Below are 21,647 nucleotides of genomic sequence, written 5' to 3'. Positions count from 1 at the left end.
TCCGTCTCGAGAACGCCGTCCCGAGAACTCCGTCCCAGGAACTTCCACTGCAGGGACTCCACCTCAGGAACCCGCCCACCACCCCGACGTGACCCGCCGCCGAGCGCGCGGGCACGGTGAGGACGATCCCCCATGCCCTTCGAAGAACTCACCATCTCCTCCTTCCACGAGCAGCTGCAGGCCGGGACCCTCACGAGCGCGGAACTCGTGCGCTGGTACCTCCACCGCATCGAGACGCTCGACGCGAACGGCCCCGCCCTCGGCGCGGTCGTCACCGTGAACCCCGCCGCCGTCGCCGACGCCGAAGCCCTCGACGCGGAGTTCGCCCGCACCGGCCGCCTGAGCGGGCCCCTGCACGGGGTGCCCGTGCTGGTGAAGGACCAGGCCGAGACCGCGGGCATCCCCACGGCCTTCGGCTCCGCGGTGTTCGCCGACTTCGTCCCGGCCCGCGACGCCACCGCGGTGACCCGGCTCCGGGAGGCGGGCGCGGTGGTGCTGGCCAAGACCGCGATGTGCGACTTCGCCGCGGGCTGGTTCTCCTTCTCCTCCCGCAGCGACCACACCAAGAACCCCTACGACCTGGACCGCGAACCCGGCGGGTCCAGCGCCGGGACGGCCGCCGGCATCACGGCGAACCTCGGCCTCGTCGGCCTGGGCGAGGACACCGGCGGGTCGATCCGGCTGCCGTCGTCGTTCACGAACCTCGTCGGCCTGCGGCCCACCACGGGCCTCGTCAGCCGGACCGGCTTCTCCCCGCTGGTCCACTTCCAGGACACCCCGGGACCGATGGGCCGCACGGTCACCGACGTCGCGACGCTGCTCGACGTCCTCGTCGGCTACGACCCGGCGGACGAGTTCACCGCGGTGTGCGCGACCACCACGGCGCCCGGCACGTACACCGCCTCGCTGGCGGGGGCCGACGTGCGCGGTTACCGGGTCGGCGTCCTCGCCGACGCCTTCGGCACCGACCCGGCCGCCGGTGAGGTCAACGACGTCGTGCGCGCCGCCGTCGACGCCCTCGCCGCCGCCGGGGTCGGGGTCGTCGAGGGCGTCGAGCTCGGGGACCTCCCCGGGTGGGTCGCCGGCACCTCGCTCTACACGACCCAGTCCCGCCACGACATCACCGCGTTCCTCGCGGCCCGCCCGGACGCGCCGGCGCACAGCTTCGACGAGGTCCACCGCCACGGGGCCCACCCGCTCACCGACCTCGTGGACGACATCGCGGCCGGGCCCGCCGACCCGTTCGACGATCCGGAGTACCTGCGCATGCGGCTGCGGCAGGAGGAGTTCCGGCGCCGGCTGCTCGTCCTCATGGCTGATGCGGACGTCGACTTCCTCGTCTACCCCACGGTCCAGGTGCCGCCGCCCACGCGCGCGGACCTCGCCGCGCGGCGGTGGACGGCCCTGACGTTCCCCACCAACACCGTCATCGCCTCGCAGTCCTCGCTGCCGGCCGTGTCCGTGCCCGCGGGCTTCACCCCGGAGGGGCTGCCCGTCGGGCTGGAGGTCCTGGGCAAGCCGCTCGCGGAGGTGGACCTGCTCCGCTTCGCCCGCGGCTGGGAGCTCACCGCCTCCCCGCGCCGCCCGCCCCGCCTGCAGGAGCCCGCGCCCGAGCGGCCCGCGCCGGAGCTCGTCCGGTGAGCCTGGACGCCCCCGCGCGGACGGACGAGCAGCGCCTGGCCGGGCGCACGATCGACCTCAACGGCGACCTCGGCGAGAGCTGGGGCGTGTACCGCCACGGCGCCGACGCGGAGCTGATGCCGCTGCTCACGTCCGCCAACGTGGCGTGCGGCGCGCACGCCGGCGATCCGCGGACGATGCGGGAGAGCGTCGCCCTGGCCGCCGACCACGGCGTCGCGGTCGGCGCCCACGTCGGGCTCGCCGACCGGGAGGGCTTCGGCCGGCGCCTCATCCCCACCTCGGCGCAGGAGGTCCACGACCTCTGCCTGGCCCAGCTCGGGGCCCTCGACGGGTTCCTGCGCGCGGCCGGGGTGCCCATGGCCCACCTGAAGCTGCACGGGGCGCTGTACGTCATGGCCAACGCCGACGAGGAGCTCGCCGACGCCGTGTGCCGTGCGGTGCAGGCCTTCGACCCGCGACTGCTGGTGACGGCGCTGCCGTCCTCGGCGCTCGCGGCCCGCGCCGAAGCCTCGGGGCTCGGGGTGGTCGCGGAGTTCTTCGCCGACCGGCCCTACCGCGACGGGCGGGTGCGGATGTTCGGCTTCTCCCCGGCGGAGGTCGGGTCCCCCGCCGACGCCGCCGAGCGGACCGTGGCGGCGCTCGCCGACCCCGGGCGGGGCGCCGACCTCGGCACCGTCTGCGTCCACAGCGACACCCCGGGCGCACCCGCGCTGCTCTCCGCGGTGCGGCAGCGGCTCCTCGACGAGGGCTGCGTGCCGGCACCACCGGGCCGGCGGACGCACCGCTGACCCACCGGCCCCCGGGCCGGGCACGACCCCCCTGGTTCCGCAACGGCGCGGGACGTCCTCACCCCGACGGTCCGCCGTCACCCCTGGAAGGACGCACTGTGGCCACCACGACCGGAGTCCCCACCGAGCACCACGCGCTGGCGTCGGAGTTCGAGCACGAGCCCGTCCCGCCCACCCGCCGACGGTCCCTGGGATCCGTCTCCGCGGTCTGGTTCGGGTTCCCGATGATCATCACGAACGCCATCTTCGGCGGCACCATCGTCTACGGCCTCGGCTTCTGGCGCGGGATCGGCGCCATCCTCGCGGGCAACGCCGTCCTGTTCGCCTACGTCGGCGCCCTCAGCTACGTCGCCGGGCGCACGGGCAAGAACTTCGCCCTCACCGCGGCCGAGACGTTCGGCCGCCGGGGTGCGCCCATCGCGGCCGGGTTCCTGTCCACCGTCGTCATCGGCTGGTTCGCGTTCCAGACCGGCCTCACCGGGGCGACCCTGCACACCTCGCTCGGCTGGAGCGAGAAGTGGATGATCCTGCTCGCCGGGGTCCTGTACGTCGCCGTGACGTTCATCGGCATCCGGGCGCTCACCGTCATCGGGCTCGTCGCGGCCCCGATGTTCCTGGTGCTCGGCGGCGTCGCGCTCGTCATCGCCTCCCGCGAGGGCGGGCTCTCCGGCGTCACGTCCTACGCGGGTGGCGCGCCGGACGCCGGGGTCCTCAGCGTCGGGGCGGCCATCACCATCGTCATCGCCGGCTTCGCGGACTCCGGGACGATGACGGCCGACTTCACGCGCTGGTCGCGCTCGGGCCGCGAGGCCGTGGCCGCCACGTTCACCGCGTTCCCGCTGGCCAACGTCATCTCGCTGCTCGCCGGCGGCATCATCGTCGCGGCGGGCGCGGCCGTGGCCCCCGCCGCCAACGGCGGCGACTTCCTGCCGCTGCTCACCTCGCACGGGCAGGTGCTCTCCGCGCTGGCCGTCGTGTTCGTCTTCGTCAACCTCGGCTCCGTGTGCACCCACTGCCTCTACAACGGCGCCGTCGGCTGGAGCCAGCTGACCCGCGGCCGCATGCGCGTCCTGACGATCGTGCTCGGCACCGTGGGCACGATCGCCGCGCTCGCCGGGGTGTGGAGCCACTTCGCGACCTGGCTGAACCTGCTGGGCATCTTCGTGCCGCCCATCGGCGCGGTCCTCGTCGTCGACCAGCTCCTGACCCGGTGGTCGCGCAGCCGCGCCGACGTCGCGTGGCGCGTCCAGCCGTTCGCGGCGTGGGCGATCGGCGCCGCGGGCGCCTACGTCGTGCACGTCGCCGCCCCGCAGCTGAGCGAGGCGATCGCCGGCATCGTCGTGGGCGCCATCGCCTACGTCGCGCTGCAGCTGCTCACCGGGCAGCGCACGGCCGCCCGGGACTCCTCCACGGACGTCGCCGACGCGACGGCGGGGGTGTGAGCGTGGCCGGAGGCACCGTCGACCCCACCCTGCTGCCCGCCACCGAGCTCGCCCACCGCATCCGGACGGGTCGCACCACGGCCTCCGAGGCGACCGACGCTGCGCTGCAGCGCATCAGCGAGCTCGACGGAGACCTGCACGCCTTCGTGGAGGTGACGGCGGACGCGGCGCGGGCCCGGGCGGCGGAGGTCGACGCCGCCTTGGCCCGCGGGGAGGACCCGGGCCCGCTGGCCGGGGTGCCCCTCGCGGTCAAGGACCTCATCGCCACGGCCGGGATCCCGACCCGGTCCGGCTCGCCCGCCTACGAGCACTTCGTCCCCGACGAGGACGACGTCGTGGTCGAGCGGGTGAGGGCCGCGGGCGCGGTCGTGCTGGGCAAGACCAACGTCACGGAGCTCGGCTACAGCGGCGCGAGCCACAACCCGATCTCCGAGACGACGCGCAACCCGTGGAACCTCGCCATGACGTCCGGGGGTTCCAGCGCGGGGTCCGCCGTGGCCGTCGCCACCGGGATGGCGCCGCTGGCCCTGGGCAGCGACGGCGGCGGGTCGGTCCGCATCCCCGCCGCCCACTGCGGGATCTACGGGTTCAAGGCGTCCATGGGGCGGGTCCCGCTGTACCCGGGCGCTCGCGACGAGCGCTACCCCGGGTTCTCCAGCTGGGAGGCCCTGGAGCACATCGGGCCCCTGACGAGAACGGTGGCCGACGCGGCGCTGATGATGTCCGTCCTCGCCGGCCCCGACCCGCGCGACCGGCACTCGATCCCCTGCGACGACGTCGACTGGCTCGCGGCCCCCCGGGGCGGGGTCGCGGGCCTGCGGGTCGCGTTCAGCGCGGAGTTCGGCGGGGTCCCCGTCGACCCCGAGGTGCGGGCGATCGCGGAGCGCGCGGCCGGGGTCTTCGCCGACCGGATCGGGTGCTCCGTCGAGGAGCGCGACCCCGGGCTGCAGGACGCGGCCCGGACCCACTGGGCCCTCGTCATGAACGAGACCGACCTGCGGGGCATGCGCCGCATGGCGGACGAGTTCGGCGACCGGATGTCCCCCCACCTCGTCGAGGCGCTGCGGCGCGACTGGACGGCCGAGGAGTTCACCGACGCCGTCGTGGCGCGCAAGCGCCTCGTGAACCGCATGTGGCGGTTCATGGCCGACGTCGACCTGCTGCTCACCCCGACCCTCGCCGTCCCGGCGTTCCCGGTCGACGTCCAGGGGCCCGAGCGGATCGACGGGCGGATGGTGCCGGCCTCGGCCTGGCTCGGGTTCGTCTCCCCGCTGAACCTCACGGGCCAGCCCGCCGCCAGCGTGCCGGCCGGGTTCACCGCCGCGGGGCTGCCGGTCGGTCTGCAGATCGTGGGGCGGCACCTCGCCGACGCCACCGTGCTGCGGGCCTCGGCCGCCTACGAGGAGGCCGCCCCCTGGGCGCAGGACTGGCCGCTGGGCCTGGCCGATCGCGTCCTCGACGTGACCTCGACCGCGGGCGTGCCGGCGTGAGCGGCCTCGGCGGGCTGAACCCGTCCCCCGGCGCCCTGGTCCTCGCGCTCGTGCAGGCGCAGGTGCCCGTCGTCGCCCGTCCGGAGGACCTGCTGCGGGCGGCGGAGCACCTGGCGGGGCTGCTGCGCGGCGCCAAGCGCGGGATGCCGACCCTCGACCTCGTCGTGTTCCCCGAGTACAGCCTCAACGGGCTCGACCCCGCGACGTGGCTCGACGACGACCTGCTCTGCGACCTGGACGGCCCGGAGATCGCCCTGCTGCGCGCGGCGTGCGCCGAGGCAGGCGTCTGGGGGTGCTTCTCCCTGATGGAGCGCAACCCCGACGGCGCCCCCTGGAACAGCGGGATCATCGTCGACGACGCCGGCGAGGTGCAGCTGTACTACCGCAAGATGCACCCCTGGACACCGCTGGAACCGTGGCAGCCGGGCGACCTGGGCGTTCCCGTCTGCGACGGCCCGAAGGGCTCGCGGCTGGCCCTGATCATCTGCCACGACGGGATGCTGCCCGAGATGGCCCGCGAGGCCGCCTACCGCGGGGCCGACGTGGTCCTGCGCACGGCCGGGTACACCTACCCGATCCGCCCGTCGTGGCGGATCACCAACCAGGCCAACGCCTTCCACAACCTCGCCTACACCGCGTCCGTCTGCCTCGCGGGCGCCGACAGCACGGGGATCCGCTCCATGGGCGAGGCCATGGTGTGCGACGTGGACGGCACCGTCCTCGAGCAGGGCGACGGGACCCCCGACCGGATCGTCACCGCCGAGGTGGTGCCCGCCCGCGCCCGGGAGGCGCGGCGGAGCTGGGGCGTGGAGAACAACCTCTACCAGCTCGGGCACCGCGGGTACGTCGCGGTCGAGGGCGGGGCCACCGACAGCCCGTACACCTTCATGCAGGACCTCGTGGCGGGCACCTACCGGCTCCCCTGGGAGGACGAGGTCGAGCACGTCGACGGGACGCGGTCCGGGTTCCCCGCCCCGGCCGGGGTCCGCGCCCGGCCCGGCGGGGCGACGCCCGCGCCGCGCGGCCCGAGCGGGGGGTGATCGCCGCACCGCGCCGATGAGTTCCCGCCCGGGGTGCAGTCTGGTGGGCATGACGACGACGGACGACGAGACCACCGCGGTGCCCGGCGGGCTGGAGAGCGGGTCCGTGGACGCGGCGGGGGTGCAGGTGCACTGGGAGTCCCGCGGCACCGGCGGGACCCCGCTGGTACTGGTCCACGGCGGGTTCGGCACGACCGCGATGTTCGCGGGCACCGCCCCCGGCTGGGCCGCGGACCGGCGGGTGGTGTCCGTCGAGCTGCAGGGTCACGGGCACACGGCGCTGGGCACGGCTCCCCTGAGCTTCGACGCCCTGGGCGACCAGGTCGCCGCGGTGGTCCGGGAGGTCGTGCGGCAGCCCGCCGACGTCCTGGGCTACTCCCTGGGCGGCCTGACGAGCCTGCGCACGGCGCTGCTCCACCCCGGCCTCGTGCGGCGCCTCGTCCTCGTGGCGGTGCCCTGCCGGCGCACCGGCTGGTACCCGGAGATCGCCGAGGGCATGGGCGGGGTGAGCCGCGCTGCGTTCGAGATGATGCGGCGCACCCCGCTCTACGACGCCTACGCGGCCGTCGCCCCCGTGGTCGACGACTTCCCCCGTCTCATGGACGCCCTCGGCGTCCTGCTGGGCTCGGACTACGACTGGACCGCCGAGGTCGCGGACCTGGTGCCCGACACGCTGCTCGTCTACGCCGACGGCGACAGCGTCCCCGTGACCCACGCCGCGGAGTTCTTCGGCCTCCTCGGCGGGGGCCTGCGCGACGGCGGGTGGGACGGTTCCGGGCGCCCGCGCCACCGCCTGGCCGTGCTGCCCGGACGCACCCACCACGACGTGCTCGACTCCCCCGCGCTCCCGCCGCTCGTGCGGGAGTTCACGGCCTGACCGGGGCGCCCGGCCGGCGGACGCCGGCCGGGCGTCCGCTCAGCAGTCCGCGACGAAGCGCTGCAGGACCCGGACGCCGAACTCCAGCGCGTCGACCGGCACGCGCTCGTCGATGCCGTGGAACATCCCCGCGAAGTCCAGGCCCGCGGGCAGCCGCAGCGGCGCGAATCCGTAGCCGCGGATGCCGAGGCGCGCGAAGGACTTGTTGTCCGTGCCGCCCGCCAGGCAGTACGGCAGCACGACCGCGTCCGGGTCCTCCGCGGCCAGCGCGTTCTTCATGCGGTCCACCAGGGGCGCGCCGAACTCCGTCTCCAGCGCGCGGTCGACGTGGACCTCCTCCACGTCCACGCGCTCGCCCGCGAGCTCGCGGATCGTGGACAGCAGCTCCTCCTGGCGACCCGGCAGGAACCGGGTGTCGATCAGGGCGGTCGCGGTCCCGGGGATCACGTTGTGCTTGTAGCCCGCGTCCAGCGCCGTCGGGTTCGACGTGTTCTGCAGCGTCGCCCCCACCCAGCGCGCGGTGGTGCCCAGCTTGGCCAGCAGCAGCGACGGGTCGGTCTCGTCGAAGGCGATCCCGGTGATCTCCGAGACGCCCTCGAGGAACTGGCGCACGGTCGCCGTGTACTCCAGCGGCCAGCCGTAGGCCCCGATGCGGGCCACGGCGGCGCACAGCCGCGTCACCGCGTTGTCGGTGCCGACCTGCGAGCCGTGACCGGCGCGCCCGTGCGCCACCAGCCGCAGCCACGCGATGCCCTTCTCCGCCGTCTGCAGCAGGTACGCGCGCTGGCCGTCGATGTCGACGGAGAACCCGCCGACCTCGCTGACGGCCTCGGTGACCCCCTCGAACAGGTCCGGGCGCTCGTCCACCAGCCAGCTCGCCCCCTGGACGCCGCCGGCCTCCTCGTCGGCCATGAACGCGAACACGAGGTCCCGCGGCGGGCGCGTGCCGGTGCGGGCCAGGTCGCGCGCGACCGCCAGCAGCATCGCGTCCATGTCCTTCATGTCGACCGCGCCGCGGCCCCACAGGCAGCCGTCGGCGATCTCGCCCGAGAACGGGTCGACCTTCCAGTCCGAGGCCTGGGCCGGCACCACGTCCAGGTGCCCGTGCAGCAGCAGCGCCCCGCGCTCCGCCGTGCCGCGCTCGTCCCCGGGGATCCGGACCACGACGTTGCCGCGCCGGTCGAAGCCCTCGAGGTACTCGGGCTGGAGCCCGACCTCGTGCAGCAGGCCCATGACGTGCTCGCCCGCCACCCGCTCTCCCGGGCCCGACCCGTCGCCGTAGTTCGACGTGTCGATGCGCAGCAGGTCGCGGCAGATGTCCACGACCTCCCGCTCGGCCGTTCCGCCTGCAGCTGCTCCGGTGTCCTCGCTCACGCCGCCACGGTAGTCACTGGGCGCCGACCGGCACGTGCGGCGGGGTGGAGCGGTAGCGTCCGGACGCGATGGACCACTCCACGGACACCGGACGCGCCGACGCCGCCACCGCCCCCTCGCCGGGCGAGCACCGCGGGCTGTCCGACAGCGTCCACGAGGCGCTGCTGGAGCTCCTCATGGCCCGCGGGGTGGAACCGGGCGCCGCGCTGCGCACGCAGGCGCTCGCGGACCGCCTGGGCGTCTCCGCGACGCCCGTGCGCGAGGCGCTGGCCCGCCTCGAGGCGACGGGGCTCGTGGTCCGCTCCGCCCGCCGCGGCTACCGCGCGGCCCCGCTGCTGACGCCGGAGGAGCTGGGCCAGCTGGTGGACGTGCGGCTGCTGGTCGAGCCGGGCAACGCCGACCGCGCCTGCCGCCGCTCCGACGACGCGTTCGTGCGGCGCCTGTGGGCCGCGGTCGAGGCGCAGCGCACGGCCCCGACCGGCCCGGGCTACGCGGGCTTCAAGGACTACCTGCAGGCCGACTGGTCCTTCCACGAGCTCGTGGCCGAGGGCACCGGCAACCCCTTCATCGTGCGGACGCTGGACTCCTTCCGCGGCTTCGTGCAGCGCCTGCACCAGGTCGAGGACGAGGTGCCGGACGCGGCCGAGAGCGTCGCCGAGCACGAGGCGATCGTGCGGGCCTTCGAGGCGCGCGACCCCGAGGCCGCCGGCGAGGCGATGCGCCTGCACCTCGAACGGGTGCTGCGACGCGCGGCGCCGGGCTGAGGCGGGCAGGCTGGGCCCGCGCCCTCCCCCGGCAGCCCGCCGGGTGTCGGCGTTGACACCCGCCCGGACGGTGATGCACCCTTACCGGCGAGCGGAACATGATTTTCTATAGAATCTGACCGACCAAGACCCCACCGATGGAGCGATCTTGAGCACGAGCGACGACGCCACCGCGCCCGCCACCACGGTCTTCGACGGCTACCCCGACGTCCTGACGCGGGAGAACTGGCCGATCACCGTCCCGATGATGCCGCACCCGCACGTCCTGAAGGACGGCACGACGGTGCAGGAGCAGTCCGCCGAGGGGTGGGCCGCCACCCTCGACGTCATGGTCGACGCCGGCTACACGAGCATCGACCCGACCGACACCTGGATCCGCATCGCGGACCTCTCCCCCGAGCGGCTGCAGGAGTTCGCCCGCACCGTCCGCGGCGCCGGGCTGAGCATCCCCGCCTTCTCCACCTCCCGCCGCAGCGTGATGGACCCGGAGCACTGGCAGGACAACCTCGCCTACTCCCACCGCGCGATCGACGCCTGCGCCGCGATCGGCATCCCGCTCGTGAACTTCGGCTTCATGCGCGGCTTCACGCCGGCGCAGGCCAAGGCCCTGTGGTTCTGGCTGGAGCCCGGCTACAGCGACGACCTCGGCCCCGAGGCGCGGGCGCTCGCGGTCTCGCGGATCAAGGAGCTCGCCGAGCACGCCCAGGGCGTCGGCGTGCAGATCGCGCTGGAGATGTACGAGGACACCTACCTCGGCACCGCGGACTCCGCCGTGCAGTTCATCCACGAGGTGGGCATGGACAACGTCGGGCTCAACCCCGACTTCGGCAACATCCTGCGCCTGCACCGGGAGGTCGAGCCCTGGCTCGAGATCGCCGAGAAGATGCTGCCGCACACGAACTACTGGCACCTGAAGAACTACTACCGGGACGAGGAGCCGAGCACCGGCTCCGTGCGCACCCACCCCGCGCCGCTCGAGTTCGGCACCATCAACTACCGCAAGGCGATCCAGGTCGCCCTGGACTCCGGCTTCCGCGGCGCCTTCTGCGTCGAGCACTACGGCGGCGACAGCATCAGCGTCGGCGCCACGAACCGCGAGTACATCCGCAGGGTCCTGCCCCGCAGCACGCCGCTCGCGGTCTGAGACCCTTCCGCCCACCGCACCAGCCGCCCTACCGATCGAGGGAGATCACTCCATGACCCGGATCTTCGGGGACCCGTCGTCGTTCGTCCCGGACGCGCTCGAGGGGTTCGTGGACCTGTACTCGTCCTACGTCCAGACCGTGCCGCACGGCGTCGTCCGCTCGACCACCAGCCCGCAGGGCAAGGTCGCGGTCGTGGTCGGCGGCGGGTCGGGCCACTACCCGGCCTTCGCCGGGTACGTCGGCCCGGGGCTCGCGGACGGCGCGGTGTGCGGTGACGTGTTCGCGTCCCCGTCGACCCGCTGGGCCTACGACGTCGCGAAGGCCGCCGACCACGGCGGCGGCGTCCTGCTCGGCTTCGGCAACTACGCCGGCGACATCCTCAACTTCGGCCTCGCCGCCGAGCGGCTGCGCGCCGAGGGGATCCCCGCCGAGCTGCTCGTCGTCACCGACGACGTGGCCAGCGAGGGCCAGGGCGCGAACAACCAGCGCCGCGGCATCGCGGGCGACGTGGTCGCGTTCAAGATCGCCGGGGCGGCCGCCGAGGCGGGCTACTCCTTCGACGACGTCGTGCGCGTCTCGCGCTTCTGCAACGACGTGACGCGCTCCATGGGCATCGCGTTCGAGGGCTGCACGCTGCCCGGCGAGACCGAGCCCCTGTTCACCGTCACCAAGGGCCACATGGGGGTCGGCCTCGGCATCCACGGCGAGCCCGGCATCTCCGAGGAGCCCATCGGCACCCCGCAGGAGATCGCGGACCTGCTCGTGGACCGCGTCCTCGGCGGCAAGCCCGACGAGGCGCCCGACTCCGGTCGCATCACCGTGCTGGTCAACGGCCTCGGCTCCACCAAGTACGAGGAGCTGTTCCTCCTCTACGCGCCCATCGCCGCGAAGCTGCGCGCCGCGGGCTACGAGATCGTCGCCCCGCAGGTCGGCGAGCTCGTCACCTCCCTCGACATGGCCGGCGCCTCGCTCACCGTGACCTGGCTGGACGAGGAGCTGGAGACCCTCTGGACCGCGCCGGCCCAGACCCCGGCGTTCTCGACCGGCGCGATCATCGAGACCACCCCGGCCGAGCCCTACGTGGTGCCCGAGGAGGCGACCGTCAGCTACGACGGGACGTCCGCCGACGCCGCCGCGTCCGGCGCCCGCATCGCGGGGCTCATCGAGCTCGTCCGCGACGCGCTGCACGAGGCCGAGGACGAGCTGGGCCGCATCGACGCCGTCGCCGGCGACGGCGACCACGGCGTCGGCATGGCCCGCGGGTCCACCGCCGCCGCGGAGGCCGCCCGCAAGGCGTCCGACGCCGGTGCGGGCGCGGCCTCCACCCTGGCCGCCGCGGGCGACGCCTGGGCGGACCGCGCGGGCGGCACCTCCGGCGTCATCTGGGGCGTGCTGCTGCGCGCCTTCGCCGAGGCCCTCGGCGACGAGGGCACCCCGGACGCCGCCGCGGTCGCCGCGGGCGCCACGGCCTCCGTCGAGGCCGTCATGCGCCTCGCCGGGGCCCGCGTCGGCAACAAGACCATGCTCGACGCGCAGGTCCCCTTCGCCGAGACCCTCGCGGCCCGCGTGGAGGCCGGCGACGACCTGGCCGCCGCCTGGCAGGCCGCCGCGGAGGCCGCCACGGCCGCCGCCGAGGCGACCAAGGACCTGCGTCCGCAGATCGGGCGCGCCCGCCCGCTCGCGGAGCGCTCCCTCGGCCACCCCGACGCGGGCGCCGTCTCCCTCGCGCTGGTGACGCGCACCGTCGCCGGCTCCCTCACCTGAGCCACCCGCTCCCGACCCACCCCAGGAGGACCACGTGACCGACACCCAGCTGCGCATCGTGCTCGCCGCCGACGAGGCCGGCGTCCAGTACAAGGACGCCATCAAGGCCGACCTGCTCAAGGACTCCCGCGTCAGCGAGGTCATCGACGTCGGCGTGAACGGCGACGACGACACCGCCTACCCGCACGTGGCCGTCGCGGGTGCCCGCAAGATCGCCGCCGGCGAGGCCGACCGCGGCATCTTCGTGTGCGGCACCGGCATGGGCGTCGCCATCTCGGCGAACAAGGTCCCCGGCATCCGGGCCTCCGTGGCCCACGACGGGTTCTCGGTCGAGCGCCTCGTCCTGTCGAACAACGCCCAGGTCCTCGCCCTGGGTGCGCGCGTCATCGGCCTGGAGCTGGCGCGCCGCCTGGCCAAGGAGTTCCTCGGCTACACGTTCGACACCTCCAGCGCCTCCGCCGCCAAGGTCGACGCCATCACCAGCTACGAGAACGGCACGGCGGACGCGAACGAGGACGCGGACACCGCGGCGGCCTCCGCCACCTGAGCGCGACCCCGACCGCACCGGCGCGAACCCCGCCGCCGCCCCGCTCCTGAGCACCGAGGACACTGCACGACCATGACCTCCCGCCAGCGCCCCCTCGTCGGCGTCAGCCTGAAGATGTACTTCGGGCTGGCACGCACGCGCAGCTACCTCACCGAGGTGGCCGCGCTGGGCGCGCACGCCGAGGCCTGCGGCGTCGACGCCTTCGTGATCCCGGACTTCCTGTCCATCACCACCGGGATCGACCTGCTGCGCGGCACGGGCATCGCCGTCGGCGCCCAGGACGCGTCGTGGGAGGACTTCGGCGCCCTCACGGGCGAGGTGTCCCCCGCGGCGCTCGCGGAGGCGGGGGTGCGCTACGTCGAGCTGGGCCACGCGGAGCGCCGGCGCATGTTCGCCGAGGACGACATCGTCACGGCCCGCAAGGCCGCGGCGGTGGCCCGCAACGGGCTCGTCCCGCTCATCTGCTTCGGCGAGAACACCCGCGTCGACGTCGAGGACGCCGCCCGCGTCACGATCGCCCAGGTCCTCGCGGCCCTCGAGGACGTCCCGCCGGAGGCGGAGGTCGTCCTCGGCTACGAGCCGAACTGGGCCATCGGGGCGTCCGAGCCCGCCTCCGCCGAGCACGTCGTCGGCGTCACCACGCGCCTGCGCGAGGCGGTCGCGCACCGCACCGGCACCACCCGCATCCTCTACGGCGGCAGCGCCGGCCCCGGGCTCTTCGCCCAGGTCGCCGACGGTGTCGACGGCCTCTTCCTCGGCCGGTTCGCCCACGACGTGGCGAACTTCCGCACCGTCATCTCCGAGATCGGCGCCACCCGCGGCACCGGTCCCGGCACGCACGACGCCTGACCCTCCGCGGCACGGCAGAACCCCCCTCGACTGAGAACCGGAGACACCCTCGTGGCCACACCCCGCACGGACAAGATCACCAAGGTCGCCCAGGTCGGCACCGGGTACATGGGCGGCGGCATCGCCCAGTCCCTCGCCCTGGCCGGCGCCGACGTCTGGCTCGCCGACGCCGACGCCGAGTCGACGCAGCGCAACTACGAGCGGCTCCTGAAGGAGTCGAAGCTCTTCGAGGGCCAGGGCCTGTTCGCCCCGGGCAGCACCGAGATCCTCGAGCAGCGCCTGCACCCGGCGCAGAGCATCGAGGAGGCCGTCGCCGACGTCCACCTCGTCGAGGAGGCCGTCTTCGAGGACCCGCAGGTCAAGAAGGACGTCCTCGCGCGCGTCGAGAAGGCCGTCACCCCCGGCACGATCATCGGCACCAACACCTCGACGATCCCCGTCAAGGTCCTGGCCGAGGCGTTCGAGGACCCGTCGCTGTTCCTCACGGTGCACTTCTCGAACCCGGCGCCGTTCATCCCGGGCGTCGAGCTCGTCATGGGCGAGGCGACGAACCCCGCCGTCCTGCCGCTCATCGACGACCTGCTGACCCGCGCCGGCCGCAAGGGCGCCCAGGTCAAGGACGTCCCCGGGTTCGTCCTGAACCGCCTGCAGTACATCCTCCTCAAGGAGGCCATGACGATCGTCGAGGAGGGTGTCGCCACCCCCACCGACGTCGACACGATCGTCTCGACGACCTTCGGGTTCCGGCTGCCCTTCTTCGGGCCGTTCGCGATCGCCGACATGGCCGGCCTCGACATCTACGCCAAGGGCTTCGCCGTCCTCGAGGGCCACTTCGGGGACCGGATGTCCGCGCCGGGCAACCTCACCGAGCTCGTGAACGCGGGCAAGTACGGCACGAAGACGGGTTCCGGGTTCCTGGAGCTCGCGCCCGAGAAGCTCGCCGAGCTCATCGACTACCGCAACAAGGCCTACAAGAAGATGGCCGAGCTGCTCGAGGACCTCGGCCCCTCGCCGCTGGCCTCCTGACCTCCCCGGGTGCGTGCGGCCGTCGCGGTAGCGTGACGGCGGTCGCGCGCACCCGGCGCGCCGCCCGAGGAGGAGACGCGTGACCCGCGAGCGGTCCGGCCGTCTGCCGTTGGCGGACAAGATGTACGGCGTCCTGCTCGAGGAGTTCCTCGACGGCACGCGTGTCCCCGGCGACGACCTGAACATCGCGACGCTCTCTCGCGAGCTCGACGTCAGCCAGACCCCCCTGCGCGAGGCGCTGGCCCGGCTGGAGCACACGGGCCTCGTGCGGCGGGAGGCCCTCAAGGGCTACCGCGTCGCTCCCCTGCCCTCAGAGGACGAGGTCCGGCAGCTGCTCGACGCCCGCCTCGTCCTGGAACCCCCGCTGACCGTCGCGGCGGGCCGCCGCGCCTCGGGCGACTTCCTGCACGACCTCCAGCGCAGCGTCGACGTCCTCGTCCTCGCGTCCTCGGCCGTCCAGGACCGCCGCACGGCCCGCGAGTGGTGGACGGCCGACGAGACGTTCCACACCCTCCTCGCCCGCCGCAGCGGCAACACGTTCCTCGCCGACGCCTACGCGGCCCTCGGCGGACAGCTGCAGCGCGTGCGCGTCGCCGCCGGGGCCCCCGCGCTTGACCCCCACCACAGCGCCGTGGAGCACCAGCAGATCCTCGACGCCCTCGTCGACGGGGACGCCGACCGCGGAGGCGAGCTGATGCGGAACCACCTCGAGCAGGTGCGGCGCCGGACCCTGGGTCGCGGACCCCGCTCTCTGGGGGCGGTTGTTCCCGACGCGGAGTCGTGAGTCGCGTCAACTGCAAGGCAGGCGGCTATAGTATCTGATGATCTACAGATGACAGCCGACCGCTGCAGGCCTCGCGCCGGCGGGGCGGACCGCGTCGCCGGTCGCTGAAGACCTCGACTCGAGGTGCGGAGCACGGACCGGGGGCGAGCCGTGGGGCGGGGTGTCAGTGCTCGGCCGCGTCGCGCTCAACCGCTCCCCCACCGCCGACTGGACTGCGGGTTCGGTTGCCGGACCGGCCGGCGGACCGGTTCCCCACGGCGACGTGACCTCGTGGTCCTGAGCAGTCTCGCCCCCTCCCCAGGGCCCCGAAGCCATCCGGCACGGCCAACGGCTATAGTATAACAAGGACCATCCACTTAGACGGCCGGCTCGAGGTCGTCGCCCCTGCGGACCGAGCCGATCCACCCGTCGCGCCGCCTCCCCCGCTGGACCAGGAGCCCGCGCACCTCGCCCTCGACGCGGACGCCGCACCGCTCGGCCGTGCGGCGCGTCGCGTGGTTGCCGACGTGCGCCCGCCAGTGCACGCCCTCGAGGCCGAGGTCGTCGAAGCCCCACCGCAGGACGCGGCGGACCGCCCGCACCCCGACTCCCCTCCCCCGCGCCCAGGGCCCCAGCCCGAAGCCCACCTCGGCCCAGCCGGCCTCGCGCAGCTGCAGGTCCACGGTGCCCGCGAAGCGGCCGTCGACGACGACGGCGAAGGCGGCCGCCGTCCCCGCCTCCCAGTCCCGGCGGCACATCGCGACGAAGGCCTCGGCCTGCTCGGTCCCGTAGGGCGTCGGGACGATCGTGTACTCGACGGACACAGGGTCGATGCACTGGGCGACGATGCCCGGCACGTCGTCCGCGCGGTGCCGGCGCAGCACGAGGTCGTCCCCCGCGGTGAGCTCGAGGTCACCCGGCGCCGGGGTGCCGGGCAGGGAGGGTCGCGGGGAGGTCGTCACAGGCCTCATCCTGACCGCGGCACGGGACGGCGTCACCGGGTTCCCGTCTCACGCGACGACGAGGAGGACCGCCGTGGACACCGTCCCCTCGCCGCCGCCCGGCAGCGGCTCGACCACCCCGGGCGCGGCGACGGCTGCCGTCCTCCCGGGTGTCTCGGGCCCTCCCCGAGCCCCACGCCCGCCGAGAGCCCCCGGCCTGCCGCGGTTGCTCCGGCCCCTGGGCGCACCCGGCGTGCTGCGCCCCGGCGACCGCGTGACGGGAACCCGGCTTCTGCTGACGGCGGTGCTGGCCGGGCACGTCGCGGGCCTGCTGGTCACCGGGTCCCCGGTGCGGACGGCGACGGTCGCCGGACTCGCGGCCGCCGCGGCCGTCCTCGACGCCGTGGACGGGCCGGTCGCCCGCCGCAGCGGCACCGCCTCCCCCGCGGGCGCCCGCTTCGACGTCGAGGCCGACGCGGCCTTCCTCGCCGTCGCCTCCCTCGCGCTGGTCCCGACCGTCGGGTGGTGGGCCGCCGGGATCGGGGCGCTGCGCTACGCGTTCGTGGTGGCCGGTGCGCTCCGGCCCGCGCTGCGCGGCGCCCTGCGGCCCCGTCGCGCCCGCCGGGTGGTGGCGGGTGCCCAGGCCGTCGCCGTCGTGCTGGCGCTCCTGCCCCCGACCCCTCCGGACCTGGCCCGCGGGGTCGTCGCGGTGGCCCTGGCCGCGCTGGTCGTCTCCTTCGGCCGCGACGTGCTCGACCTCGAGCGCGCCGCCCGCGACCGCGTCAGGCGCTGACGGAGGTCCCCGCGACGACGGGGCCGCCGGCGCGCAACCACGCCGACAGCCCGCCGTCGAGGTGCCGGACGTCGCCGTAGCCGGCCGCGAGCAGCGCCTGCATGGCCCGGGCGGACCGGTTGCCCGACGCGCAGTGCAGCACCAGGGGCCGGTCGCGCGGGAGGTCCGCCGTGCCGTCCAGCACCGTGGCGAGCGGCGCGAGCCGGGCGCCGGGCAGCGCGGAGGCCGCGTGCTCCCCGGGTTCGCGCACGTCGACGACGACCGGGGGTGCCGCGGACGCGAGCTCCCGCAGCAGGTCGGCCGCCGCGACGGCCGGGACCACCGGGGCGGGGGCGGGAGCCACCTCGTCCGCGAGCGCCGTGACGGGGGCGCGGGTGGGGTCGGGGCGGACGTCGAGGGTGCGCCAGCTGCCGGCGAGGGCGTCGAGGACGAGGACGCGGCCGAGGAGGGTGCGCCCGGCCCCGGTGATGAGCTTGACGGCCTCGGTGACCATGACGGAGCCGACGCTCGCGCAGACGCCGCCGAGGACCCCGGCCTCCCCGCAGCCGGGGACGGTGCCGGGGGGCGGGGCGGTGGGGAAGAGGTCGCGGTAGGTGGGGCCGGAGCCGTCGCGGAAGACGGCGACGTGGCCGTCGAAGCGCAGGACGGCGCCCCAGACCCAGGGGAGGCCGGCGAGGACGCAGGCGTCGTTGACGAGGTAGCGGGTGGCGAAGGAGTCGGAGCCGTCGAGGACGAGGTCGTAGCCGGCGACGAGGCGGGTGGCGGTGGCGGCGGTGAGGCGCTCGTGGTGGCGGATGACGGTGACGAGGGGGTTGGTGCGGGCGACGGCCTCGGCGGCGCTGTCGACCTTGGGGCGGCCGACGTCGGCGGTGGTGTGGACGATCTGGCGCTGGAGGTTGGACTCCTCCACGACGTCGTCGTCGACGACGCCGAGGGTGCCGACGCCGGCGGCGGCGAGGTAGAGCAGGGCCGGGGAGCCGAGGCCGCCGGCGCCGACGACGAGGACGCGGGCGTTCTTGAGGCGGCGCTGGCCGGTCTCGCCGATCTCGGGGAGCAGGAGGTGGCGGGCGTAGCGGCGGCGCTCGTCGGCGGTGAGCTCGGGGCCGGGGGCGACGAGGGGCTCGTGCGCCGGGCTCACGCGGTCACCGGCCGGCGCCAGAGCAGGAGGGTCGCGACGACGGCGAGGACGGCCACGGCGAGGGCGAACACCAGGGCAGCATCCACGATGCCGATGCTCGCGGCGAGCAGGCCGACGCCGACGACGGGCAGGGAGATGGCGACGTAGAGGACGACGAAGAGGGTGGAGGTGACCTCGCCGCCGCGTCCGGGCGGGCTGAGGCGGGTGAGGGCGCCGATCCCGGCGCGCAGGGCGGTGCCCTGGCCGGCGCCGGTGACGAGCGAGCCGGCGATGAGCAGGGGGGCGCTGGAGGAGCGCAGGGCCAGGACGACGAGGAGCATGCCGAGCACGAGGGCCGCGCAGGCCAGGGGCAGGGCCCGGGCGGGGGCGGCGCGCGTGGTGAGGACCTGGGCGAGCGTGGAGGCGGCGAAGACGCCGAAGACGACGGCGCCGGCGGCGAGGTGGTCGGTGACGCCGAGGACCTCGGACAGGAAGCGGGGCTCGACGGCGGTGAAGAGGCCGAGGGTCGCGAACCCGGCGAAGCCGGACAGGGCGGCGGGCCAGAAGGCGGCGCGCACGGCCTCGGGGACGGTGGGGCGCAGGGGCCGCACCCGCAGGGGGCCGGTGTCGCGGACGGTCTCGGGCATCCGGGTGAGGCCGACGGCGGCGGGCACGAGGAGCGCGAGGTGCACGAGGTAGGGGGTGCGCAGGGGTGCGGGGGCCCACTCCGCGAGCGCCCCGGCCAGGAGGGGGCCGGCGCCGAGGCCGAGCATGTTGACCGCGGTCGCGACGAGCGCGGCGCGGGCGCGGGGCACGCGGCCGGCGAGCTCGACGACGGCGGTGGTCGCGGTGCCGGTGAACACGCCCGCGGACAGCCCGGACAGCAGTCGGCCCGCGAAGAGCAGGGGGAGGCTGTCGGCGAGGAGGAAGCAGAGGGCGCTGGCGGCGGAGAACCCGAGGCCGACGGCGAGCAGGGGGCGTCGCCCGGCGGTGTCGGAGCTGCGGCCGAGCAGGACGAGGGCGGCGATGACGCCGACGGCGTAGGTGGCGAAGACGACGGTGGAGACGAGGCCGGAGAACCCCCACTCGCGCTGGTAGATCGCGTAGAGGGGGGTGGGGAGCGTGGTGCCGAGCATGGTGACGCCGAAGGTGTAGGCGGCGATCACCAGCCACCGGCGGGGCAGCGCCGGGGCCTGCTGGTCGTCGCGCTCGGGCTGTTCCACGTCTCGTCCTCCCGGAGCGGTCTCCCCCGGGCGGCGCGGTGCCGCCCGGCACCGCTGCCGGCCCACCCTCCCCCAGCGGCCCGGCTGCGGGCCAGCCGGGGGGTCAGCGCCCGTGCAGCAGGCGCTCGACGCGCTCGGGCGGGAGGCCCGCCCGGCGCCACGCGGCCGTGAGCGCGTCCTGCGGGGAGGTGCTCGCGCCGGGGCCGGCGCTGCGGGCGACGGCCTGGGGCGCGGCGACGTCGAGCCCGCGCAGGACGCGGGTGGTGGCCTCGAGCAGGCCGAGGACGGCGGGCGTGGTCAGGGTCTGCAGGGAGCCGGTGGGCCCGTCGAGGGCGAGGCACCCGGTCACGCGGGAGGTGGGGCCGGTGTCGTCGACGACGGGCAGCGCGACGACGACGTCGACGGTGTCGCGCACGGCGAGGAACTCGGCGTGGGTGACCCCGGAGCGGGTGTCCGGGGGCAGGGCGTCCCACGCGGCGCGGTCGGGGGTCCCGAGGCCGGCCCAGGTGGCGCGGACGTCGCGGGCGACGACCAGGCCGCTGGCGACGCACTCGCCGATGACGCCCTTGCCGGGCGCCCAGACGATGCCGGTGGCGCCGGGCCGGCGGGCTGCGCGCACGCGGTGCAGCCGGGCCAGGCGCGGGGCCCGCCAGGGCAGGGCGTCGAGGCGGTAGGCGGCGACGGAGAGGTCGCGGGGGTCCAGCGCGGTGGTGTCGGCGACGGCCCACAGGGTGCCGGTCAGGACGTCGTCGAGGAGGTCGCGGCGCGCGCCGCGGCGGCGGGCCCGGAAGCGCCGCACGGCCGTCGACGTCGTCGAGGCCGCGGCGAGGACGGCCGTGAGGACGACGAGGGCGACGGTCACCGCTGGGCGGGGTTCCCACAGCTCGGTGCGCTCGAGGGCGAGCGCGGCGCCGACGGCGGCGGCCAGGACCGCGAGCGCCACCTCCAGGACCAGCGTGGGCACGGGTGGGGCCTCCTCGTCGTCGTGTCGTCCCCGTCGGCTCCCTCCGGGTGCGGACCCACCCTAGGCAGGCGTGCCGACACCGGTGCCGGTCGTGCGGCCGGGGCGGGCGGGCAGCGGCGGGGCACCGGTGGAGAACTCCCTCCCGCTGCCGGGTGGGGGCGCGTACTGTTCCGGCACCGCACGGGACCGGCCGGTCCCGTCGCCGGCCCGGTCGTCCGACAGAGGGGTCCCCCCGACCGCCGCCGACGTCGCGCGGTGCCCCGCGCGCCGCCGGCGCGCACGTCCCGGGAGACCGGACGAGAAGGAGTCGACCCATGGACAAGTCCCCGCGCCCGTCGAGCACGAAGAAGTCCGCCGGCAAGTCCCTGAAGGAGAAGCGGGTGGACAAGAAGGCGAAGTCCGCCGGTCGCAGCGCGGCCGACGCGGTGGCCGACAGCGTGACGGGCCAGCGCCGCAAGTGAGCGGGTGGGGGCGGGGTCCGGGGGACGTGCCCCGGGCCCGCTCCCGCTGACGCGGTCCCTGGGGCCGGTGAACGATCTCCCGGAGCGCTCCGTTGTCGGGTCAGCAGGCGCGGCACCGGAGCTCGCGCAGGCCCGACGGAGGAGCTGACCGTGGACCCTGCAGGTGGCATGACGAGGCGATCGCTCGCGACGCGCGGCGCGATCGTCGTGGGCGGTGGGCTGACGCTCGCGGCGTGCGGCGCGGACGACAGCGCGGAGGGGACCTCGTCCTCGTCGAGCTCGTCGTCGGGGAGCTCGTCGTCGGGGAGCTCGTCCGCGGGCGGGGGGACGTCCGCGGCGCTGGCGCAGCTCGCCGACGTGCCGGTCGGCTCGGCGCTGGCGGTCGAGGCGGCCGACGGCACCGGGGTGATCGTGGCGCAGCCGACGGCGGGCCAGGCGGTGGCGTTCACCAACAAGTGCACGCACTCCGGGTGCGCGGTGGCCGTGAACGACGCCGAGCTGGACTGCCCGTGCCACGGCTCGCGCTTCGACGCCCTGACCGGTGCGGTGCTGAAGGGTCCGGCGACGGAGCCGCTGGAGTCCTACCCCGTGACCGTGACCGACGGGGCCGTGGTCGCGGCCAGCTGATCGCGCCGTCC

Annotated in this window: 21 protein-coding genes; 16 read left to right on the top strand and 5 right to left on the bottom strand. The window is 75.3% G+C overall.

Annotated features, from left to right (window positions below; translation table 11 throughout):
• The first annotated feature begins 132 nt into the window (after nt 1–132).
• The 6 genes from F1544_RS07975 (at nt 133) to F1544_RS07950 (ending at nt 7,278) form a co-directional block, all read left to right on the top strand.
• Nucleotides 133–1,641 carry an amidase gene (locus F1544_RS07975; RefSeq protein WP_167584000.1) on the top strand — a complete coding sequence of 503 codons (1,509 nt, stop codon included), beginning with the start codon at nt 133–135 and terminating at the stop codon, nt 1,639–1,641.
• Entirely contained in the window at nt 1,638–2,429 is a 792-nt protein-coding gene (locus tag F1544_RS07970; protein WP_208971480.1) for a 5-oxoprolinase subunit PxpA, read from the top strand. Before F1544_RS07975 ends, F1544_RS07970 begins: the two co-directional genes overlap by 4 nt.
• A gap of 98 nt (nt 2,430–2,527) precedes the next feature.
• A complete protein-coding gene (locus F1544_RS07965; RefSeq protein WP_208971479.1) occupies nt 2,528–3,871 on the top strand; it encodes a cytosine permease in 1,344 nt (447 codons plus the stop codon).
• Between the two features lie 2 nt (nt 3,872–3,873).
• Nucleotides 3,874–5,361, top strand: coding sequence for an amidase (locus F1544_RS07960; RefSeq protein WP_208971478.1), 1,488 nt, complete (start codon nt 3,874–3,876; stop codon nt 5,359–5,361).
• Nucleotides 5,358–6,401, top strand: a complete 1,044-nt coding sequence (locus F1544_RS07955; protein ID WP_167583996.1) for a formamidase — start codon at nt 5,358–5,360, stop codon at nt 6,399–6,401. Before F1544_RS07960 ends, F1544_RS07955 begins: the two co-directional genes overlap by 4 nt.
• A 49-nt stretch (nt 6,402–6,450) precedes the next feature.
• Nucleotides 6,451–7,278: an alpha/beta fold hydrolase gene (locus F1544_RS07950; RefSeq protein WP_167583994.1), complete on the top strand. Its 828-nt coding sequence runs from the start codon at nt 6,451–6,453 to the stop codon at nt 7,276–7,278.
• Nucleotides 7,279–7,317: 39 nt separating this feature from the next.
• Here F1544_RS07950 and F1544_RS07945 read toward each other — a convergent pair whose 3' ends face one another.
• A complete protein-coding gene (locus F1544_RS07945) occupies nt 7,318–8,652 on the bottom strand; it encodes a M20/M25/M40 family metallo-hydrolase (protein ID WP_167583993.1) in 1,335 nt (444 codons plus the stop codon).
• A gap of 68 nt (nt 8,653–8,720) precedes the next feature.
• Here F1544_RS07945 and F1544_RS07940 point away from each other — a divergent pair, with 68 nt between their 5' ends.
• The 7 genes from F1544_RS07940 to F1544_RS07910 all read left to right on the top strand — a co-directional run bounded on the left by F1544_RS07940 (nt 8,721) and on the right by F1544_RS07910 (nt 15,531).
• Nucleotides 8,721–9,416: a GntR family transcriptional regulator gene (locus F1544_RS07940; protein ID WP_167583991.1), complete on the top strand. Its 696-nt coding sequence runs from the start codon at nt 8,721–8,723 to the stop codon at nt 9,414–9,416.
• A 244-nt stretch (nt 9,417–9,660) separates the two neighbouring features.
• Nucleotides 9,661–10,560 (top strand): sugar phosphate isomerase/epimerase family protein, encoded by a 900-nt coding sequence (locus F1544_RS07935; RefSeq protein WP_167584116.1) that lies wholly within the window; start codon nt 9,661–9,663, stop codon nt 10,558–10,560.
• Nucleotides 10,561–10,612: 52 nt separating this feature from the next.
• On the top strand, nt 10,613–12,325 hold the full coding sequence (locus F1544_RS07930) for a dihydroxyacetone kinase family protein (RefSeq protein ID WP_167583989.1): 1,713 nt from the start codon (nt 10,613–10,615) through the stop codon (nt 12,323–12,325).
• Between the two features lie 34 nt (nt 12,326–12,359).
• Complete coding sequence (locus F1544_RS07925) at nt 12,360–12,872, top strand: ribose-5-phosphate isomerase (RefSeq protein ID WP_167583987.1); 513 nt, start codon at nt 12,360–12,362, stop codon at nt 12,870–12,872.
• 72 nt (nt 12,873–12,944) lie between these two features.
• Nucleotides 12,945–13,721 (top strand): triose-phosphate isomerase family protein, encoded by a 777-nt coding sequence (locus tag F1544_RS07920; RefSeq protein ID WP_167583985.1) that lies wholly within the window; start codon nt 12,945–12,947, stop codon nt 13,719–13,721.
• A 51-nt stretch (nt 13,722–13,772) separates the two neighbouring features.
• On the top strand, nt 13,773–14,747 hold the full coding sequence (locus F1544_RS07915) for a 3-hydroxyacyl-CoA dehydrogenase family protein (protein ID WP_308469947.1): 975 nt from the start codon (nt 13,773–13,775) through the stop codon (nt 14,745–14,747).
• Nucleotides 14,748–14,826: 79 nt separating this feature from the next.
• Entirely contained in the window at nt 14,827–15,531 is a 705-nt protein-coding gene (locus F1544_RS07910) for a GntR family transcriptional regulator (protein WP_208971476.1), read from the top strand.
• 356 nt (nt 15,532–15,887) lie between these two features.
• On the opposite strand, the gene F1544_RS07905 is transcribed toward F1544_RS07910, so the two are convergent.
• Entirely contained in the window at nt 15,888–16,472 is a 585-nt protein-coding gene (locus F1544_RS07905) for a GNAT family N-acetyltransferase (RefSeq protein ID WP_167583983.1), read from the bottom strand.
• Nucleotides 16,473–16,677: 205 nt separating this feature from the next.
• On the opposite strand from F1544_RS07905, the gene F1544_RS07900 reads away from it, so the two are divergent.
• Entirely contained in the window at nt 16,678–17,244 is a 567-nt protein-coding gene (locus F1544_RS07900; protein WP_167583981.1) for a CDP-alcohol phosphatidyltransferase family protein, read from the top strand.
• On the opposite strand, the gene moeB is transcribed toward F1544_RS07900, so the two are convergent.
• The 3 genes from moeB to F1544_RS07885 form a co-directional block, all read right to left on the bottom strand.
• The gene (gene moeB, locus F1544_RS07895; protein ID WP_308469946.1) at nt 17,234–18,382 is read right to left on the bottom strand and encodes a molybdopterin-synthase adenylyltransferase MoeB; all 1,149 of its coding nucleotides are present in this window, start codon (nt 18,380–18,382) and stop codon (nt 17,234–17,236) included. The two genes, F1544_RS07900 and moeB, sit on opposite strands and share 11 nt — an antisense overlap.
• On the bottom strand, nt 18,379–19,584 hold the full coding sequence (locus tag F1544_RS07890; protein ID WP_208971475.1) for an MFS transporter: 1,206 nt from the start codon (nt 19,582–19,584) through the stop codon (nt 18,379–18,381). The genes moeB and F1544_RS07890 overlap by 4 nt, the downstream gene beginning before the upstream one ends.
• Before the next feature lie 103 nt (nt 19,585–19,687).
• Nucleotides 19,688–20,548, bottom strand: coding sequence for a hypothetical protein (locus F1544_RS07885; protein WP_167583979.1), 861 nt, complete (start codon nt 20,546–20,548; stop codon nt 19,688–19,690).
• Nucleotides 20,549–20,862: 314 nt separating this feature from the next.
• On the opposite strand from F1544_RS07885, the gene F1544_RS07880 reads away from it, so the two are divergent.
• Nucleotides 20,863–21,009, top strand: coding sequence for a hypothetical protein (locus F1544_RS07880; RefSeq protein ID WP_167583977.1), 147 nt, complete (start codon nt 20,863–20,865; stop codon nt 21,007–21,009).
• Nucleotides 21,010–21,159: 150 nt separating this feature from the next.
• Nucleotides 21,160–21,636, top strand: a complete 477-nt coding sequence (locus F1544_RS07875) for a QcrA and Rieske domain-containing protein (RefSeq protein WP_208971474.1) — start codon at nt 21,160–21,162, stop codon at nt 21,634–21,636.
• Nucleotides 21,637–21,647 lie beyond the last annotated feature (11 nt).

The sequence above is a fragment of the Kineococcus rubinsiae genome (assembly GCF_011839805.1).
Classification (GTDB): Bacteria; Actinomycetota; Actinomycetes; order Actinomycetales; family Kineococcaceae; genus Kineococcus; species Kineococcus rubinsiae.
The sequence above is the reverse complement of the archived record's forward strand: the minus strand, read 5'-3'. Positions and strand labels throughout refer to the sequence as shown.

What these genes read in the sequence shown, in the direction of transcription:
- F1544_RS07920 (WP_167583985.1), top strand. Translation starts at nt 12,945, where the DNA reads ATGACCTCCCGCCAGCGCCCCCTCGTCGGCGTCAGCCTGAAGATGTAC.
- F1544_RS07880 (WP_167583977.1), top strand. Translation starts at nt 20,863, where the DNA reads ATGGACAAGTCCCCGCGCCCGTCGAGCACGAAGAAGTCCGCCGGCAAG.
- F1544_RS07930 (WP_167583989.1), top strand. Translation starts at nt 10,613, where the DNA reads ATGACCCGGATCTTCGGGGACCCGTCGTCGTTCGTCCCGGACGCGCTC.
- F1544_RS07950 (WP_167583994.1), top strand. Translation starts at nt 6,451, where the DNA reads ATGACGACGACGGACGACGAGACCACCGCGGTGCCCGGCGGGCTGGAG.
- F1544_RS07935 (WP_167584116.1), top strand. Translation starts at nt 9,661, where the DNA reads ATGATGCCGCACCCGCACGTCCTGAAGGACGGCACGACGGTGCAGGAG.
- F1544_RS07975 (WP_167584000.1), top strand. Translation starts at nt 133, where the DNA reads ATGCCCTTCGAAGAACTCACCATCTCCTCCTTCCACGAGCAGCTGCAG.
- F1544_RS07940 (WP_167583991.1), top strand. Translation starts at nt 8,721, where the DNA reads ATGGACCACTCCACGGACACCGGACGCGCCGACGCCGCCACCGCCCCC.